Source organism: uncultured Psychrobacter sp. (genome assembly GCF_947495825.1).
Classification (GTDB): domain Bacteria; phylum Pseudomonadota; class Gammaproteobacteria; order Pseudomonadales; family Moraxellaceae; genus Psychrobacter.
Map to the genome: position 1 here is coordinate 26,246 of NZ_CANMAH010000002.1, position 19,576 is coordinate 45,821.

The following is a 19,576-nucleotide window of genomic DNA, read 5'->3' on the forward strand; positions in this document are numbered from 1 at the left end:
TAAGCAGTCAATTATGTCAATAGACTCTACCGAGCTGATCACTTCAGATAAAAACCCTTCAGTGAAGCTTGTAAAAGCACTGTTATCACAAGCTCGTCAACGTAAAAAACAAGGACAGACCGTACTTGAAGGCGTGCATCTTATAGATGCTGCTCTACGTAGTGATTATCCATTTGTTCAAATACTCCTGGCACAATCAGCTCACCAGCATCATGAGGTTCAGCAGGTTTTAATGCGCCTACCCACTTACACTAGTGTTTTGACGCTATCAGATACACTTTATGAGAGCATTCGAAGTCTCGGTACAGGTATCGATATTATGGCGGTCATAAACGCACCTGCGCTAAACTTGACGGTGATAGACTACGACTGCTTGATTTTAAATGATGTACAAGATAGTGGTAATGTTGGCACGCTACTACGTACCGCCGCCGCAGTTGGTATCGAAGCAGTACTCTGTACTAGTGGCACGGCCCAAGCTTGGTCACCCAAGACACTACGAGCAGGAATGGGCGCTCAGTTTGCGCTCACTATTTATGAAGGTTTGAGTGCTCAAGATATTCTAGACTGTGTAAAAGTCCCTTTACTAGCAACCAGCTCACATACTGACACTTTGATTTATGAGCATGATCTTACCGCTCCTACTGCGTGGATTATGGGCCATGAAGGTCAAGGCGTGTGTGATGAGCTGATGCAATGTGCAACTCCTATCGCCCTACCGCAGCCTAATGGTCAAGAGAGCCTCAACGTTGCGATTGCAGGTTCGCTTTGTCTTTATGAGACGCTACGTCAACGCCATTACAGTTAAATTTGTATATAGTCAAAATAGAATAGCTATATTAGCTTGGCGTTTAAACATAAAAAATCCCGCTATCAATGATAGCGGGATTTTTTATAGATTGTCTGTCAAACTTAGACCTTGCTAGTTAGCTCAGGAATTGCTTCAAATAGATCAGCTTCTAAGAAGTAATCAGCAACGCTTGCGATTGGAGATTCTGGGTCATTGTTAATGGCGACAATGACTTTTGAGTCTTTCATACCTGCCAAATGCTGAATAGCACCTGAGATGCCAGCCGCGATATATAAGTCTGGCGCAACGATTTTACCCGTTTGACCGACCTGCATATCGTTAGGAACATAACCTGCATCGACCGCAGCACGCGATGCACCAACTGCAGCGCCTAGCTTATCTGCCAATGGTTCGATGTATTTAGTAAAGTTCTCACCATTTGCTAAAGCGCGACCACCAGATACGACGATTGAGGCTGATGTTAATTCAGGACGATCAGATGCTGCCATCTCTTCATTAACAAAGCTCGATTTACCAGCGTCTTGTACATTGTCGATTGTCTCAATAGTAGCAGAACCACCTTCGGCAGCCACTGGATCAAAAGCCGTCGTACGCACGGTCAATACCACTTTATCTTCTGTCGTCTTAACAGTAGCAGTCGCATTACCAGCATAGATAGGACGCTCAAAAGTCTGGGCATCTATGACAGCAGAAACCTCTGACAACATACTAACATCTAGTAAAGCTGCTGTACGCGGCATGAAGTTTTTACCAGTGGTCGTTGCTGGCGCAACAATATGACTATAGTCTGCAGCAATATCTGCAACCAATAACGATATATTTTCTGCCATTTGATGTTCGTAAGCTGCGTTATCTGCTAATAGTACTTTACTTACGCCTTCAGCTTTTGCTGCTTCATCCGCCGCTGCCTGATTACCACTACCAGCAACCAATACATGAATGTCATCACCAATCTGCTTAGCAGCTGCAATAGTACTTAAAGTTGCCTTTTTTAGACTGGCATTGTCGTGTTCTGCATATACCAAAATTGCCATTTTTTTGTCCTTTATTTATTTGTTCATGTCGTCAGATAGCATTTCAAATACGGCATTTACAGCACTAACACTCTATAAATGCGTCAGCGAAGTCTTAGATTACTTTCGCTTCATTTTTTAGCTTATCGACCAATTCATCAACTGAGGCTACCGTAATACCAGCCTTACGTTCAGCAGGTGGCGTAACTTTAACGATTTCTTGCTTAGACGTCATCTCAACACCGAAGTCTGCTGGCGTTTTTTCATCAAGAGGCTTTTTCTTAGCTTTCATGATGTTCGGCAGTTTTGCATAACGTGGTTCGTTTAAACGTAAATCAGTTGTAATCACTGCAGGTAGTGATAGCGCAACTGTTTGTAGGCCACCGTCAACTTCACGGGTCACGTTTACTTTATCACCTTCGACTTTTACTTCTGAAGCAAACGTACCTTGACCAATACCCATCAAAGCGGCAAGCATCTGTCCTGTCTGATTATTATCATCGTCAATCGCTTGCTTACCCAATAGAATAATATCTGTGCTTTCTTGTTCAGCAACGTTTTTTAGAATTTTAGCGACTTGTAGCGGATACGGTTTGGCATCAGTTTGGACCAAAACGCCACGATCAGCACCCAATGCTAACGCTGCACGAATCTGCTCTTGTGATTCTTTTGGTCCGATAGAAGCGACAATAATTTCGTCAATAACGCCAGCTTCTTTTAGACGCACTGCTTCTTCGACGGCAATTTCATCAAACGGGTTGATAGACATTTTAGTGTTCGATAAATCCACACCAGAATTATCAGCTTTTACACGAACTTTTACGTTGTAATCAATGACACGCTTGACCGCGACTAATGCTTTCATACGTTCCTCGTTTATTAATGTTATGAATTAAAAAATATAAATCAAAAACTATTGATTTATTTGATGCAAAATATTACTTAAATAGTATAACTCGGTTTGTCAACGATTTTTCATCAGGCTTGACTTATTAGACCTAACTATCTTGCGTGAGCATCTCGGTAAGGTCAAGACAACGCCGTGAATAATGCGTCATAAATTTGTCACTATTTATATAAAACATGACATATTACGTGTGATATATATGATTTCGTCATTTAAAACTGAATCATTCTTACTTTTATTGAACTATTAAGCTTTTTGCTCAAAATTTATTATTACATACTTAGCTAAGCATTGTTCAAAGTTTCTTTTTTTACTGACGTTTTAGTAGCATCAACCAGCAGATCGCTGTCACGTATATCATCGAACAATGACCAATCTGGTGTTACATCGTTATTTTTAATAACACTCATATCAGCGGTGGTTTCCATAATGACGGCAAACACCTCAGATTTAGATTTGATACCATTTTTACGCAAGATTTGCTTGATATCATTGATGCTGATATTAGCCTCTTTTAAATTATCATGAAAATACTGCCCACGTGCCATCAAAATAATAGGCTGATTATCCAATAACGTTTTTACCGACTTTATTTTCCGTCTTAAAAAAGACACAAGTGCTTGCAAGACAAACAACATACCGACTGCAACCAGTCCTTGTAGTAGCGAGCTTGACTTAGACAGAACGGTAGAAGCTAAAATACTACCAATAGCGATGGTCATAGCAAAATCATAACTCGATAGTTTTGAGAAGCTACGCAAGCCATTGAGCCTAGTAAACAGTATCAGACAAAAATAGAAGCCAATGACCGATAAGCTAATACCAATCACTTGCTGCCAGTCAATAGCAAACCACGCTTGCCAATCCATACTTACTCCTACATATCGCTATCAGATAAATAATTATTATTGATGAATGATAAATTATAACGGATAGTGGAACTTAGCATTGTTGCGTTTTTTTGACAAAAAAAAGCAACCTGATAAGAGGTTGCTTTTTTATAGATTCTAAACAATATTTTTGTTGTTATACAACAAACCAATCTTAGCTTTTATATAATCTTTTAAAATGAGAAGTGTTGATCAACCGACCAAACTCAACATAGATAAGATTAAAGCGCTTCGATTTGCTCAGCTTGTGGTCCTTTCTTACCTTCACCTAAGATGAAAGACACTTTTTGACCTTCGGCTAGAGTTTTGAAACCGTTACCTTGGATAGCGCTGTAGTGAGCGAATACGTCTTGTCCACCGTTGTCTTGAGCGATAAAACCAAAACCTTTAGCTTCATTAAACCACTTTACAGTGCCTTCAACTTTATCTGACATAAATTTTCCTAACTCTTTAACTGTTGATGAGACTTGTGTCTTCACCGATTAATTGACAAATACTCAGTCGAATTTTAAGCAAATGCTAAGACTAAAACCAGTGTTATATCTTAACGATATGAGACTATTTTCGTCTACAACTCCCTAAGTACGAGTTTAGTATAACAGCTTTTATTGTGGTCAGGATGTTAAATTGCGAGTTTTTGTAAAGGTATAGTTATTCGTTTAGTAAACTTGTGTAACCGAATATAGTAGTTTTAATAATACATTTACGAATCAAATATAGGTAGCCAAGGAAGCGCTAATACAAATAAGCATAAACCAAAGAATATTAAAGCAAATGATTGACTATAAGCGATATATTTAGAAGGTATTACTAAATCTTCAGGAGAGTCTGGAATACCACGCAGTTTAAGCAAGCGTGTGCCATAAATCCAACCAAAAACCGTATAGAGACCATAGGCTACTGGTACAGTGGTTGCTAATGGCGTTAAATCAATCATATATATCATGACTACAGAAACGAAAAACCACGAAGTATCTAATAGTGAGCTGAATTGAAAAAATAAAGATTTAGGCAATTTACCGTTGCTACGCTTAAGCATCTCGCCTTCCATCCAAATCAGAACGGCAACGACAGCGCTGAAAGTAATATATGCGAATTGCGGCGTTAGCCAGTCTGGAAAAGATATTTGCACAGCATATAACCTATAGTATAAATAAGAATAAAGAAAAACGATCGAACACCCTTATGTCTAAGCTTTTTATTTTTAAAGATCAACTTTTACATAAGTGGTATATCGGTTGTTTACATTGGGTGATGATTGTAAGTTTTCAAGCGTTATTTTTATTACTTTAAAATTTAATGGCGTATCTTATTATTTTAATTCCAATATTTTTCGTTTATCCTCATAAAAAGTAGTTATTTTAACGCCTCTATAACGATTATGTGCCAATAAAAAACCCATGTTATCTAACGACAACATGGGTTTTAATAATGACTTAGTAGATGACTATTTAGTTTTTGTCTTTATCGATGATTTTATTGCCACCAATCCAAGGCATCATACCGCGTAGCTTCGCACCTGTCTTTTCAATCTCGTGTTCAGCGTTGTTACGACGACGCGCTGTCATAGATGGATAGTTTGTAGCCCCTTCAGAAATAAACATTTTAGCGTATTCACCAGACTGGATACGTTTTAATGCATTACGCATGGCTTCGCGTGATTGCTCGTTGATAACCTCTGTACCAGTCACATACTCACCATATTCTGCGTTGTTACTGATTGAATAGTTCATATCAGCGATACCGCCTTCATACATGAGGTCGACGATAAGCTTAAGCTCATGCAAGCACTCAAAGTAAGCCATTTCTGGCGCGTAACCGGCTTCTGTCAAGGTTTCAAAGCCCATTTTGACCAGTTCAACAGCACCGCCACATAGTACGGCTTGCTCACCGAACAAGTCAGTTTCAGTCTCGTCCTTAAAGGTTGTTTCGATAATACCTGAACGTCCGCCACCAACACCAGCAGCATAAGACAATGCCAACTGCTTGGCTTGACCTGACGCATCTTGGTAGATAGCGATAAGATCTGGGATGCCGCCACCTTTAACAAACTCAGAACGTACCGTATGGCCTGGTGCTTTTGGTGCTACCATGATGACATCTAAATCGCTGCGCGGCACTACTTGGTTGTAATGAATGGAAAAGCCATGGGCAAAAGCGAGCGTCGCGCCTTCTTTGATATTTGGCTCAATCACATCGTTATAAAGCTGCTTTTGAAATTCATCTGGTGTCAAAATCATAACGACGTCAGCGGCTTTTACTGCCTCTTCTACTTCAGAAACTTTTAGGCCCGCGTTTTCAGCTTTTCTCCACGAACCAGAATTAGCACGCAGACCAACTGTTACATCCACACCAGATTCTTGTAAGTTCAAGGCATGAGCATGTCCTTGTGAGCCATAACCAATAATAGCCACTTTTTTACCTTGGATGATGGATAGATCACAATCTTTATCATAAAAAACGTTCATAGGTAGAGTCCTTTTCCTCAATTATAGGAAGCCATGGGTAGTAAATACTTATATCGTGATTATTTCTTAAAATAGTAAACAATATAAGCCTAGTGATAAATTGATTTAAAATAGAATAATATTAAACGCTCAAGGTCTTCTCGCCGCGAGCAATACCAATTACGCCTGAACGTACCACTTCTAGCACACGCTCACGACCGATAGTATCAATAAAACCATCAAGCTTAGCGGTATCGCCAACGATTTGAATAGTATATAGATTTGCATTCACATCGACGATTTGAGCACGGAATATATCAGCACTACGCTTAATTTCTTCGCGCACACTGCCAGTGGCACGAACTTTAATCAGCATAAGCTCACGTTCGACGTGTACATTTTCAGATAGATTCAATACTTTAATTACTTCAATCAGTTTATGCAACTGCTTGGTAATTTGCTCGATTTTTTCTGGTGAAGTAATCGTCGTTACTGTCAGGCGTGAAATAGACGGATCTTCTGTTGGCGCGACGTTTAAGGTCTCAATATTGTAACCACGTTGAGAAAACAAGCCGACCAACCGCGACAACGATCCCGCTTCGTTTTCTATTAATACCGAAATCAGATGTTGTTGCATTAGGTACGCTCCCCTTTTGATAACCACATATCACGCATCGTTTGACCTGCGACTTGCATCGGATATACATGCTCATTACGATCGACGTAGACATCGATGAATACAAGCTTGTCTTTCATTGCCATTGCTTCAGCTAACTGTTCTTCCATTTTTTCAGGGTCAGTAATTTTGATACCAACATGACCATAACTTTCAGCCAACTTAACGAAGTCAGGTAACGAATTCATATAAGAATGAGCATGGCGACCCTCATATAGCATATCCTGCCACTGCTTAACCATACCCAACTGAGCGTTATTAAGGTTCAAAATCTTAACTGGTAAATTATACTGTAGACACGTTGATAGCTCTTGAATATTCATCTGAATTGAGCCTTCACCTGTAATACAGACGACATCACGCTCTGGTCTTACAAGCTTCGCTGCCATAGCGTACGGCAAGCCAACACCCATGGTGCCAAGGCCACCTGAGTTGAGCCATTGACGCGGCTCATTATAAGTATAATAAAGCGCAGCAAACATTTGATGCTGACCGACATCACTGGTGATAATCGCATTACCTTCAGTGATTTTGCACAAGGCCTGTACCACGTTTTGCGGCTTGATACCATTTTCAGTATCAGTGTCATAACGTAGCCCATGACGCTTGCGCCATTCGTTAATCTGAGACCACCAATCTAACAATGCATGTTGTTCTAGCTCTTTATCTTCCCCAATAATAGATAGCATATCGCTAAGTACAGACTTTACATCACCAACGATAGGAATATGTGCAAAGATAGTTTTTGAGATAGAAGCTGGATCAATATCTATATGAATGATTGTCGCATTTGGACAAAACTTTTTGACATTGTTGGTTACGCGATCATCAAAACGTGCCCCAACTGCTAAAATGACATCTGCATGATGCATAGTCATATTGGCTTCATAGGTGCCATGCATACCAAGCATTCCTAAGAACTGACGATCAGAACCAGGGAAGGTACCAAGACCCATCAAAGTGTTGGTAACTGGCAAGTTTAAGCGATGAGCAATATCTTTTAACTCTTCGTGGGCCTTACTCCAAATAACGCCGCCACCTGCATAAACGACGGGACGCTTCGCTGCGAGTAAAGTCTCAACAGCTCTTTTGATCTGACCACTATGACCCTTAACAGATGGCTGATAAGATCTTACAAACACATCTTTTGGAAATTTATAGGCATACTTTTCGCTGGGTGCAGTCATGTCTTTAGGCACATCAATGACGACCGGCCCTGGGCGACCAGACTGAGCGATATAGAAAGCTTTTTTGATGATTGACGGTATTTCGCTGGCATGACGAACTTGAAAGCTATGCTTAACAATAGGACGCGACACCCCGACCATATCAGTTTCTTGAAAGGCATCTTCACCGATCAAACTGCTTGGCACCTGACCTGAAATGACAACCATCGGCACTGAGTCCATAAACGCTGTCGCAATAGCAGTCACTGTATTCGTAGCGCCAGGCCCTGATGTCGCCAATACGACGCCAGTATTACCAGTTGTTCGCGAATAAGCATCGGCCATGTGACCTGCTGCTTGCTCATGACGGACTAAAATATGTTCAATCTTATCCTGTTGGAACAGCGCATCATATATATGCAAAACCGCGCCACCTGGATAGCCAAAAATATATTCGACGCCTTCATCAGTTAGCGATTGCACCAACATTTCTGCACCAGATAGCATCACAGGCTGGGTGTTATCTTCAGCAATACGTTGTTGTTTCTCATCGAAATGCTTGGCGGCATTACCCGTTTGAGTATGGCCGGTCATGTTCGGACTTTGCGTAGTTTGCGTCACTGTCATCACCTTATCAATAATATGTGATCACTATGTCAGAGCATAACTGTATGAGAAAACAGCCAATCACTCAAACATAGCAATTTATATGGTCAGTTTTGATAGGATTTTTCGATGTACATGACAAGGTGCAGGTTAAAGCACTTTTAATAGAAGCTTATTATTCATAAGACATGTATAAATATTAAAACAATCAGATATCCACACTAACGACAATATAGATTGCTTAAATACAAGCAACATACCGTTAAGACGGTTGCACTCTGTATTGCATATAACAAGGTGAATATGCAGTATTTTATTTTTAATATTCAAAAATAATAAGTTTATCTTAGTCATTGTAGACCGATAAGTCCGGAGACAGTAAGTACAGTTAAGAATAAAGACTGTGGCAGACATTATTCATACTACACTGTGCTACTGTCACAAAGAGCATAAAACTGTAGAGACTGCTGATAAGCAGTAACCAGTAATTATCCTCAAGTGCTACGGCAATATCATAAAAGCCGCTCACTGACCAATCAACTGTTCTTATATTCGGTGGTTTAAGTCCTATTGTCAAGAAAAACTTGTGAAACCCACACTTAACTATTAGTTATTAAAAAATATACATTTGTCATTATTTTTTGTTAGAATCAACATATATTGTATAAACCTTGTAATTTATACAATGATATATTTACGCTCACATATGAATATTTTTATTCATTAAAAGGATTGCTAGCATGGCATATTCATCCATGATTCATACTGTCAATAAACTACTGATTGGCGTTATCACCACTTGTATGTTCGTTCTACCTATGAGTGCAAGTCATGCTATCCAAGTTTACAAGTCCATCGGTACGCATGGTGAAGTCAAATATAGCCAGTATGCACCGCAAAATGCTCGTAATGTTGAGGTGATTGAGTTTCGTAATGATGGCAGACAAGCGAATGCAGGGCAAATGGCAGGTAAAACCGATGCCAATCAGCACAACGATACTCCAAGTGCTGAAGAACAACGTGTCGCACAGCTTGAGGCGCGTATCCAAGAGCAAGAGGCGCAGGCAAATGCTCAGCGCTGTCAATCACTACGTAACAACTTAACCAATTTAAACGTTGGCGGCCGTATTTACGAGATGGATGCAAACGGTAAACGCCAGTACTTAGATAGTCGCGAGATTGAACTTAAGCGAGAGCGTGTACAACAAGCGATTGAACAGTATTGTCAAAGTACAGAGACTTAAGCACAGCTAGCTTTAGTAATAAACCTATCTCATTACCAAAGATGTCTTCAACGAAGTTTATATTACTTAGTAGGTTAGTTTTTGCATAATATGACGTATGGCTGCTGGCATATCTTGTGCTTGTAAGCCGCGTTGTCCAACCAATAGCTGTTCTTTACTTACATGCTTGTATGTGGCAGCATCATGTGAATTTTGGTGAACCAACATATCACCTGCTAATGCATGGATCATCACTGCTTGACGCAAGTTACTCTGCTCATTCTCTAAGTCTTCTTGCGCCAATAAACCTGCAACCACTCCAGATAGTATATCCCCCATTCCAGCTGTTGCCATCCCAGCGTTACCAGCACCGCAAACATAGATACTCTCTCGCTCTAAAATGAGCGAGCCTGCGCCTTTTAGTACCCAGCTCCCACCATACCTATCCGCGCATCGTTGTATAGCTGACAATCTGTCGTTTTCTATCTCACCAATCTCTTTATTTAATAATTTGGCTGCTTCACCACTATGCGGTGTTAAGCAAACCTTATGCGTCTTACTATACTCCCGTAGTTGAGTAACAACTTTGTGTTTTTCTATGTGTAGCGCTGCTAAATGATAGAGACCGTCGGCATCGATTACTAGCGTGCTGTTATGCGCCATTACTGCTTGCACGTAACGGATAAATAGTATTTTTGCTTTTTCATCGCGGCCAAGCCCTATACCAATAGTAACGACGCTTGCACTTTCAATTAAACGCTCAACGCCCTCCTGATCGTGTAGGTCAATCGTCATCGCATCAGGTAACGAGGTCAATAACGCGCCGTGAAATGCTTGATGACAGGCAACGGTTATTTTACCAGTCCCAGTTGCCATCGCACTAGAAGCCGTTAGAATCGCGGCACCGCCCATACCTTGAGAGCCTTCAATACGATTGCCTCCAATCACTAAGACATGGCCATAGCTACCTTTATAACTGTTGTGACGACGCGGCGTTAGATGTTGGGCATCTTTAAGCAGTATTGCAACAGGTTCAATAGATGCATAAGGTATCAACGGTATATCAATTATTTCTCCACTGTAATCCATACCATCTTTGGTATGCAGACCAAACTTACGCGCAATTAGACATAAGGTAATATCCGCCTGTATGGCTAATTTTTCAAATACTTGACCGGTAGAAGCAACGAGACCACTTGGAATATCAACGGCAATTGTTAAAGCGTCAATCTGCTGAGCTGCGCTATTAAATGTTATAATTGCTTGTTCATACAAACCTTTTGGCGCACGATCTAAACCAATACCAAATAGTGCATCAATATAGATATCAGCCTGCAAAGCCATATCCAATTGCTCATTTTTATTTTGATAACATTGCATATCCTCAAAGCGTTGATAAGGACAGCTCATGCTTAAAGCCTTACGCTGAGCCTTTATTGCATCATTGACTGAGGTTTGGCTCTTTTGACTGTTATCTGCCCGATTATCCATTTCTACGCCGACTGTTATCACTTGTACTTGCCAGCCCGCTTGCTGTAGATAATGAGCAATTAACCAACCATCTCCGCCATTATTACCTTGCCCTACCCAAACACACGCACTAGGCTGACGAGCCATATAATGATGATGTCTGGCGTAGCGCTTCGTTTGCGCCTTGACTCGTTCATAAAGCGGTATAATACGTTGTGCCATTTGCCAAGCAGCTTGTTGCATCAAACCAAAGCTATCATATCCTTGTGCAAACCATGCTTGTTCTATAGCATAAACTTGTTCGCTAGCGTATAAAGCGATAGGCAATGACGAGTACGGGCACTGTGCTGCTGATTGTATTGATGATTGCATAATATTCCTTTTTCTTATTTTATGAGTTTATAAACTGCTAGGTTATAAATATAACAAAAACATATCTAGCTTTATGTATCAATACTAACCACCCAATATTTAATTTTTATGGTTGCATTGGCAATAAACTGGCCTATCATAGCCGCTACAAAATCACTATCGATATATAAATTCACAAACTAGTACCCTCTAATATGAACAATAAATCGTCCATCAAACAGCATTCAGTGCATTCCTCTAATCAGCAAACGAGCGTTGGTATTGAAGTTACCAATACTCCTGTATTTGCTACTGCAGTAGAGGTAAAACAATGGATTAAGTCTGAGGCACAAGCTTTAGGGTTCGCTGACTGTGGATTCTTATCCGTCCATCACCCTTTATTTGCACAACAGATTGAGCAGCTACAACAGTGGTTAGACAAAGGATATGAAGGGCAATTGCAGTTTATGCATAACAACCATGACTTAAGGGCACATCCTGCTAAGCTCGTTGCAGGCGCGCAAACCATCATCAGCGTACGTATGGACTATCTAACCCAGACACCAGTGCCACGCACTGTCACCGATAACGACTACCCTAATCAAGGTATCATTGCACGTTATGCACGAGGCCGAGATTATCATAAGACGATGCGTAGCCGTTTAAAGCAATTGGCTCTTAAGATCGAAAACAAGCTTCCTGAATGGCAGCATTTAAACATTGGAGCCGAGTCAGATTTCGTTTTTCGTCCGTTTAGTGATTCTGCTCCTATTTTTGAGCGACCAATAGCAGATGCAGTCGGTCTTGGCTGGACAGGCAAGCATACTTTACTTCTGAATAAATCGGCGGGCTCTTTTTTTGTGTTAGGCGAGTTATTTATCAGTCTTAACCTGCCTGATGACAAACCAGTCAATGCGCATTGCGGCAGTTGTAGCGCTTGTATTGATATTTGTCCCACGCAGGCGATCGTCGCTCCTTATAAGCTTAATGCCGCTGCATGCATCTCATATTTGACCATCGAACACGAAGGGGCAATCGATATAAAGTACCGGCGTGCCATAGGCAATCGGGTATTTGGCTGTGATGACTGTCAGCTTATTTGTCCTTGGAACCGTTACGCCAATCTGACATCGGTAAATGACTTCGCCCCTAGACACAATCTTGATAATATTGGCTTAATTGAGCTTTGGCAGTGGCAAGAGTCTGACTTTTTAGAATATACAAAAGGTAGTCCAATTAGACGGACAGGATATGTTAATTTTTTACGAAACATTGCTATCGGACTGGGTAACGCTAATCCTAGTCTAGACATTATTAGTCAATTAGAATCTAGATTAGGGTATAGCAAGATGCTTGATGAGCATATTAATTGGGCAATTGCAGAGCAGATGGAAAAACTTGGTAATAGTAATGAATAGCATTTTTTACGCTATCGAAAAAGCACAATAAAACTAAGAAATACATAAGAGTCAGACAATAAAAAACGCCTCTTATACTAAAAGGCGTTTTATTTGCACCAACTATACTATTCCTGGTTAATACAATCTAAGTCATTGTATTTATAAAAATCATTCTACTTTATTTCAACTATGGCTTAGGAATACGTAATACTTGCCCTGGATATATCTTATTTGGATCAGATAACATAGGCTTATTGGCCTCAAATATCTTCATATAGTCACCAGATGAACCATACACCTCTTCAGCAATCTTAGATAAGCTATCGCCAGATTTCACAGTGTACATCGTGGATTCAGGCGCATCTTCTTCGATGTCGATATTATCAATAACCTTTGCTACATTCTGCACATTACCAATCGCGATAATGGCTTTTTCACGGTCTGCTTGAGTTTTAGCATTACCGCTAATCTCAGCTGTATCAGTTGAACCATTATATTTAACTTTTAAGTTATCAATATTGAGATTCTGTTGTTGAATACGGCGCAATAGTATATTGGCAACCGATTGAGCAGAAGGCTCCGTGGTTTTTACTGGCGTATTGGCATCTGCTTTGGTTTCTGATTTTGCATCATGTTTGTCATCATCACGATTAAAAATCTTATCTCCAATATCTTTTGCAAAACTAAACATACCCATATACATACTCCTTCAAGTTTTATTGTTAGTCATTTTTATATTTTAAAATTATGATCGGTGACAGACTAATTCTAGCTGCTGCCATCACAATAAGTATAACAAAGTGAAAAAAGTAAAAAAGCGTTAGATAGTAAAAGTATGTTGGATAATGTTACTCCCATATAGATTGTGTTAATGATATGCGGTTACAGATTGGATGACATAAGTTCTAGCAATATAAGACAAGCTATTCACATCATAGATAAACCATAGTCTTTAGACCTTTTTTAAAATATAAAAAAACCGTTTATCAATAAAGATAAACGGTTTAGCAAATCTTGCTGTAGTCATATTATAAATAGACTATAAAGCAGCAGTGGCTTACAGTTGAGCTTGAACGTAATCGATTGCTTTTTGTACAGTAGTCAATTCTGCTGAATCTTCATCAGGAATAGTAATGCCAAAATCACTTTCGAAAGACATAACAAGCTCAACCAAGTCTAGTGAATCTGCACCTAGATCTTCCATGAAAGAAGCGTCGTTGCTGATGTCTTCAACATTCATGCCCAACTGCTCTGCTACTGCAGATTTTACTCTTAACTCAGTATCATTACTCATATAAACTACTCCTTTATCTATTAATTTTAAAAACTATCATCTAGCTATTTTTTGAGCTGATAATGTCTGGTCGAATACGGTATTTTATCTCAGAGATAAGACTCTAACACAGTTTGACCCGTCTCGATTTATTTAATGCTTTATGAAACCCTTTATAGCACAGGTCTGAAACATAAAAATATGCGTCATTATAACACCATTAAATACAGTTTACACTCGTTCACGCAGGTTTTTATTATACGAGTGTAAACGATGTTTTTATACTACTTATGGTATTACATGTACATACCACCGTTGACGGGTATAACGGCTCCAGTAATATAACTCGCTTCATCACTAGCCAAGAATAATGTTGCGGCTGCAATATCTTCTGGCTGTCCCAAACGTCCGATAGGTACAGCATCCAACATAGAGTTTAGTAAGCGTTCGTCCAGCTCATCTGTCATATCAGTCTCAATCAGTCCTGGTGCCACACAGTTGATAGTTACTTGACGAGAGCCAATCTCACGCGCCAAAGTACGACTAAATCCTTCTACGCCTGCTTTTGTAGCAGCATAGTTAGACTGTCCAGCATTGCCCATTTTTGCAACCACTGAACTGATATTAATAATACGGCCACGACGCGCTTTCATCATGCCACGTACTGCTCGTTTACTCATGCGATAAACTGAGGTTAGATTGGTGTCAACCACACTGTCCCAGTCTTCATCTTTCATACGCATTAACAACCCATCTTGGGTAATACCTGCATTATTTACTAATACTTGTACGGCACCATATACACTTTCAATCTCTTCAAACAGTTTATCAATTTGTGCCGCATCACGAACATCTAAAACTCGGCCTATACCACCTGAATCATGCAGATAATCATCGATAAGAGCAGCCCCTTTCTCTGTGGTCGCTGTTCCAATGACGAAATGTCCTTCTTTCGCAAAACGTTTGGCAACAGCTTTACCGATACCGCGACTTGCCCCACTAACTAATACAATCGTACGACTCATGATAACACCTCCATCAATTTTTCCATGCGAGCAGGCTTGTCTACTGGATAACTTGTAATCGGCTGCGTTTGTCGCTTAGCGAGATTACTCAGCACATTACCACTACCGCACTCAATTAATATATTTATTTGTTTGTCTGCTAGCTCTTGCATGGTCTTTGACCACAATACAGGCTCACTAAGCTGTTCTGTTAAGGCTTGTTTAATACTTTGAACACTGGTCTCAATACGAGCATGTCGGTTCTGGATAACAGGAATGTTGGCTTGATCAAATTTAATAGCAGCCAATTCTTCTGCCAGTGCTTGGCTTGCTGGTTCCATTAATGCGCAGTGTGATGGAACGCTAACTTTTAGAGGAATCGCCTTTTTGCCAGTATTTTGCACCTTATCAATAACAGCCGTTACCCCAGCAGCATTACCAGATATAACAACTTGGCCTGGACTGTTAAAGTTAGCGGCACCCACAACAGCGCCATCAACATGTTCAGTCGCTTGCTCACATAACGTTTCAACGCGACTGTCTTCGAGTCCTAATACTGCTGCCATTGCAGTATCAATATCGGCTACTGCCTCTTGCATCAGTTTGCCGCGCTTATGCACCAGTTGCACAGCATCGGTTAATGATATAACACCAGCAGCACAAAGTGCACTATATTCACCTAACGAATGGCCTGCTAAATAAAGAGGCTCTTTGTCTAGTTTATCTTGCAAGATACGCCATATAGCAATGCTAGCAGCTAATAACGCAGGCTGAGTATATTGAGTCTGGTTCAGCTGTTCTTCATTTTGACATATTGCCCATAAGTCTTCACCCAAAGCCTTGCTGGCTTCAGCAAAAGTGTCGTGTATTTGTGGGTATATTTCTGCAAGCTCAGCAGTCATATTGACCGCCTGAGCCCCTTGTCCAGGAAAGATTACTGCAATACGATAGGGTGAGGTTACTACTGTATCAGGTGCAGATGCCATAGCCAATATTCCTTAAGTAATTGAAGATATTCTTAAAATAGACTGAGGATAATTATAAAACAAAATTCTAATGTGTCACTTATTACAGCGAGTTATTATAAACTATACACTGCTATGCATAATTATTATAGCGAGTCATAAAATCACAGTAATACAAACTGAATAAATCACCGAAAATACTATCAACAAAACTTTATGACTATTAAACCATTGTTATAAGCGCTTCTTAACAGAGATAGACTCATAAATGACACATAATAAAAAACCAAGCTATCCAGCTATCTTACATACGATAGCGAAATAACTTGGTTTTCGTAAGCTCAATATGAACTGTTTAACAATAAATATATTGGATAGCAGTAAATAAATAAAAGTACTACCACCACCGTATACCAACTATCAAACAGACAATAATTTAAGCTTCTTGACTAACCTTAAACAGTTGACGACCACGATAAAAACCATCTTTAGTCATATGATGACGACGATGTTTTTCACCAGTAGTCGCATCTACGCTTAGCTCAGCCACGCTCATATGGTGGTGTGAACGGCGCATGTCACGACGAGAACGGCTTTTACGACTTTTTTGAACAGCCATGATATAGCTCCTATACTTAAAGGGACAAGCTTGAAATTCAGCTTTAATCGATACTGACAGAGGCTATATAATCACAACAACCTAAGTCTTACGCATCATCAAATATTTTACGATATGCATCAAACACTAACTAATTATAGAATCTATAGATAATTTGGTTAATTTTTAACTGCATATAGTATGTTGCCAGAATGCAATAAACCGGACATTATACGCATGTTTAGACGAATAATAAAGCATTGACTTCTATTCTTATGTACAAAGAAGATAAAAAACCATTGTTAATAAGAAAACCACTCATACAACTTCATGGTTATGATTAATGCTTCAAACTACTCGCTATCTTTATATAGCTACTGCTATAATTTACCTTTTAAAGCTGCTAATGCTGCAAAAGGATTTTCACTCTCTTCTTCCTCAGGTATTTCACCAAATTGTTCAACCACCATTTCACAATCATCATGTTTTGGTGCCAATGGTGTCTTTAATAATATTTCATCTTCTATCAGTTTTTTGAGAGGTAACAAACGCTCAGGTATTTGCTCAGTAATAATCTCATTTAACAATAAATAGTCTTGCTCATTATCAATCAACCTTACTTGGTTCTCATCATCAAGCAAAGCAATATCATAGTTATCCGTAAGATCAATTTCAACAGGTTGCAAACAGCGCTGACAGGTCAACCAAATATTACCTGTTAATTTAAAAGCAAAATGTAAAACATTATTATGACGGTATAAATTAGCATCCAAGTTTAATTTTGGTTGCTCATGTTCACTTGTTAAAAGTTTGGCTAGTCGCTCAAAACTTGCAGGCGCAACCTCACCTTGCCAATCAAATCCGCTATCTGCCCATTTATCTAAGGAGATCTGTTCTGGCATATTTACAGATGTAACCGTGCTAGTTTCATTATTCTGAGTAGTTTCAAGGTTCTTTGAAGTACTTGACATATGGCGCCTCGTGGTTCAAAACGGTGTATAATATTGCTTGCCATACTAACGGAAAGCCCAATACGACGCTAGCGCTAGTATGTTACGATTTTTGTTACCAATCAAAATACTTTCTAAAAAAATATCTTTCTTGCCTATTTAATTGATTTGCTTATCTATGAACAACCAGTCTCAACACATCGATTTTTCTACAATATTGACCCCTACTAATTCTGCCACACTTTTGAATCAACTAACCACCCTAGAAAGTCTACCTATCGAGGACTTTGATAGTGAAAGTTTGTCTTTATCTGATAGAAAAGTTATTACCTCTCAAAACAAGCTGATCAGTTATTTAATAATCTCACAGCAGCAGTGGCAATGGTTAAATAGTATTTGCACTGACTATCAGAGTAATGTTGACAGTCAATCTGTAAACACTTTACAAACTTACAAGGATTTTGAGCACACTCTTACTGATTGGCTGATATCACTGTTTAATACTTTGTTTTTAGAGCAAAAGGTAGAGTTAGTACGCGGTGAGCAAGAACCAGAATATTTTCCAATACAAGGGGGTCAGCCTGCACGTATTGAATTTGCTCATGGTTTTTTTGCAAGCGCCTTGCACGAAATCAGCCATTGGTGCGTCGCTGGTCGTAAGCGTAGGCTATTAAACGACTTTGGCTACTGGTATGCCCCAGATGGACGAACAGTAGCACAGCAGCAAGCTTTTGAGCGTGTAGAGATTAAACCGCAAGCACTAGAATGTTTATTCACCCTTGCCTGTGGACACTCTTTTCAAGTCTCACAAGACAACTTATCTGCTGACTTTGATACCAGTACGAGTACATTTGCTTACGATGTATATATGAAAGCTAAAGAGTACGTTGCCAAACCCCATACTCTACCGCGCGACGCAAAGACATTACTGGCTGCATTACTTTTAATTTGTACGTCTAACCAAATCAATATGTAGTTATAATTTGCATTGGTGTTCAAATGATGAAGCGATATTACGTTAACGATTTTCTACCGCTCTTAACGCCTTACTACTAAATATAAAGTAACCTTACGCTATACTATATAAACAATCACCCTTTTATCTGGTAATAAAAGCTCTAAAAGTTTTATTATTAGAGATGATAAACGTTATTGTTAGCTGTTCACTAAAACGTATAATTATAAAGTAAGGAGTAATCATGCAAGTATTCTATATTCACCCAGATAATCCACAGCCGCGTCTCATCAATCAGGCAGCTGAGCTGCTACGTAAAGATCAACTAATTATCTATCCGACCGATACCAGCTATGCTTTTGGCTGTCGTTTGGGCGCAAAAGACGCTCTAGAAAAGTTAAAAATGATACGCGAACTTGATGATAAGCATCAATTTACCTTACTTTGCCGTGACTTAAGCGAAATCGCTAACTATGCTACGGTGGATAATGTTCAATTCAAACAGCTTAAAGCACATACTCCAGCGCCCATTACTTTTATTTTAAATGCTACCAAAGATGTACCCAAAAAACTGGCTCACGCTAAGAAAAAAACCATCGGTATTCGAGTGCCCAGTAATTCAATCGCCCAAGCGCTTTTAGAAGCAATGGATGAGCCTATTTTAACCAGTTCATTAATACTGCCTAACCGCGAAGATATACTTGATGATCCTTTTGAGATTGAAGAATTACTGGGTAATCAAATCGATGGTCTAATTAATGCAGGTGTAAAGACTACTAAGCTGACTACTATTGTAGATATGACTAGCAGTCAGCCTGAGATTATTAGACAGGGTGCTGCCAATGTCGATTCGCTGCTATTGTAATTAACC

Annotated in this window: 20 protein-coding genes; 5 read left to right on the top strand and 15 right to left on the bottom strand. The window is 39.6% G+C overall.

Annotation, left to right across the window (positions count from 1 at the left end):
• The first annotated feature begins 13 nt into the window (after positions 1-13).
• Complete coding sequence (locus tag Q0895_RS02830) at positions 14-808, top strand: RNA methyltransferase (RefSeq protein ID WP_299185385.1); 795 nt, start codon at positions 14-16, stop codon at positions 806-808.
• Between the two features lie 104 nt (positions 809-912).
• On the opposite strand, the gene Q0895_RS02835 is transcribed toward Q0895_RS02830, so the two are convergent.
• From Q0895_RS02835 to Q0895_RS02870, 8 genes are all read right to left on the bottom strand, one after another.
• Entirely contained in the window at positions 913-1,845 is a 933-nt protein-coding gene (locus tag Q0895_RS02835) for an FAD-binding protein (RefSeq protein WP_299185386.1), read from the bottom strand.
• 94 nt (positions 1,846-1,939) lie between these two features.
• On the bottom strand, positions 1,940-2,689 hold the full coding sequence (locus Q0895_RS02840; protein ID WP_299185388.1) for an electron transfer flavoprotein subunit beta/FixA family protein: 750 nt from the start codon (positions 2,687-2,689) through the stop codon (positions 1,940-1,942).
• Between the two features lie 326 nt (positions 2,690-3,015).
• Positions 3,016-3,600, bottom strand: a complete 585-nt coding sequence (locus Q0895_RS02845) for a YetF domain-containing protein (protein ID WP_299185390.1) — start codon at positions 3,598-3,600, stop codon at positions 3,016-3,018.
• A 242-nt stretch (positions 3,601-3,842) separates the two neighbouring features.
• A complete protein-coding gene (locus Q0895_RS02850) occupies positions 3,843-4,055 on the bottom strand; it encodes a cold-shock protein (protein WP_058025376.1) in 213 nt (70 codons plus the stop codon).
• A 269-nt stretch (positions 4,056-4,324) separates the two neighbouring features.
• Positions 4,325-4,753 carry a hypothetical protein gene (locus Q0895_RS02855; protein WP_299185392.1) on the bottom strand — a complete coding sequence of 143 codons (429 nt, stop codon included), beginning with the start codon at positions 4,751-4,753 and terminating at the stop codon, positions 4,325-4,327.
• Between the two features lie 319 nt (positions 4,754-5,072).
• A complete protein-coding gene (gene ilvC, locus Q0895_RS02860) occupies positions 5,073-6,089 on the bottom strand; it encodes a ketol-acid reductoisomerase (protein WP_299185394.1) in 1,017 nt (338 codons plus the stop codon).
• 121 nt (positions 6,090-6,210) lie between these two features.
• Positions 6,211-6,705, bottom strand: coding sequence for an acetolactate synthase small subunit (gene ilvN / locus Q0895_RS02865; RefSeq protein ID WP_058368293.1), 495 nt, complete (start codon positions 6,703-6,705; stop codon positions 6,211-6,213).
• Positions 6,705-8,417: an acetolactate synthase 3 large subunit gene (locus tag Q0895_RS02870; protein WP_299185773.1), complete on the bottom strand. Its 1,713-nt coding sequence runs from the start codon at positions 8,415-8,417 to the stop codon at positions 6,705-6,707. The genes ilvN and Q0895_RS02870 overlap by 1 nt, the downstream gene beginning before the upstream one ends.
• Positions 8,418-9,256: 839 nt before the next feature.
• On the opposite strand from Q0895_RS02870, the gene Q0895_RS02875 reads away from it, so the two are divergent.
• Complete coding sequence (locus Q0895_RS02875; RefSeq protein ID WP_299185397.1) at positions 9,257-9,760, top strand: DUF4124 domain-containing protein; 504 nt, start codon at positions 9,257-9,259, stop codon at positions 9,758-9,760.
• A gap of 66 nt (positions 9,761-9,826) precedes the next feature.
• Here the strand turns inward: Q0895_RS02875 and Q0895_RS02880 are convergent, their stop codons facing one another.
• Positions 9,827-11,581 carry an NAD(P)H-hydrate dehydratase gene (locus tag Q0895_RS02880; protein ID WP_299185398.1) on the bottom strand — a complete coding sequence of 585 codons (1,755 nt, stop codon included), beginning with the start codon at positions 11,579-11,581 and terminating at the stop codon, positions 9,827-9,829.
• A gap of 194 nt (positions 11,582-11,775) precedes the next feature.
• Here Q0895_RS02880 and queG point away from each other — a divergent pair, with 194 nt between their 5' ends.
• Positions 11,776-12,978, top strand: coding sequence for a tRNA epoxyqueuosine(34) reductase QueG (queG, locus tag Q0895_RS02885; RefSeq protein ID WP_299185400.1), 1,203 nt, complete (start codon positions 11,776-11,778; stop codon positions 12,976-12,978).
• A 169-nt stretch (positions 12,979-13,147) separates the two neighbouring features.
• Here the strand turns inward: queG and lysM are convergent, their stop codons facing one another.
• The 6 genes from lysM to Q0895_RS02915 all read right to left on the bottom strand — a co-directional run bounded on the left by lysM (position 13,148) and on the right by Q0895_RS02915 (position 17,771).
• Positions 13,148-13,657, bottom strand: coding sequence for a peptidoglycan-binding protein LysM (lysM, locus tag Q0895_RS02890; RefSeq protein ID WP_299185402.1), 510 nt, complete (start codon positions 13,655-13,657; stop codon positions 13,148-13,150).
• 360 nt (positions 13,658-14,017) lie between these two features.
• Positions 14,018-14,254 (bottom strand): acyl carrier protein, encoded by a 237-nt coding sequence (gene acpP / locus Q0895_RS02895; protein WP_058368288.1) that lies wholly within the window; start codon positions 14,252-14,254, stop codon positions 14,018-14,020.
• A gap of 275 nt (positions 14,255-14,529) precedes the next feature.
• Positions 14,530-15,258 carry a 3-oxoacyl-ACP reductase FabG gene (gene fabG / locus Q0895_RS02900; RefSeq protein WP_058368287.1) on the bottom strand — a complete coding sequence of 243 codons (729 nt, stop codon included), beginning with the start codon at positions 15,256-15,258 and terminating at the stop codon, positions 14,530-14,532.
• Entirely contained in the window at positions 15,255-16,223 is a 969-nt protein-coding gene (fabD, locus tag Q0895_RS02905; RefSeq protein ID WP_299185405.1) for an ACP S-malonyltransferase, read from the bottom strand. The genes fabG and fabD overlap by 4 nt, the downstream gene beginning before the upstream one ends.
• 415 nt (positions 16,224-16,638) lie before the next feature.
• Positions 16,639-16,821 (bottom strand): 50S ribosomal protein L32, encoded by a 183-nt coding sequence (gene rpmF / locus Q0895_RS02910; RefSeq protein ID WP_058368285.1) that lies wholly within the window; start codon positions 16,819-16,821, stop codon positions 16,639-16,641.
• Positions 16,822-17,180: 359 nt separating this feature from the next.
• The gene (locus Q0895_RS02915; RefSeq protein WP_299185407.1) at positions 17,181-17,771 is read right to left on the bottom strand and encodes a YceD family protein; all 591 of its coding nucleotides are present in this window, start codon (positions 17,769-17,771) and stop codon (positions 17,181-17,183) included.
• A gap of 157 nt (positions 17,772-17,928) precedes the next feature.
• Between Q0895_RS02915 and Q0895_RS02920 the strand changes: the two genes are divergently transcribed.
• Complete coding sequence (locus Q0895_RS02920; RefSeq protein WP_299185408.1) at positions 17,929-18,726, top strand: elongation factor P hydroxylase; 798 nt, start codon at positions 17,929-17,931, stop codon at positions 18,724-18,726.
• A gap of 223 nt (positions 18,727-18,949) precedes the next feature.
• Entirely contained in the window at positions 18,950-19,570 is a 621-nt protein-coding gene (locus tag Q0895_RS02925) for an L-threonylcarbamoyladenylate synthase (protein ID WP_299185409.1), read from the top strand.
• Positions 19,571-19,576: the final 6 nt, after the last annotated feature.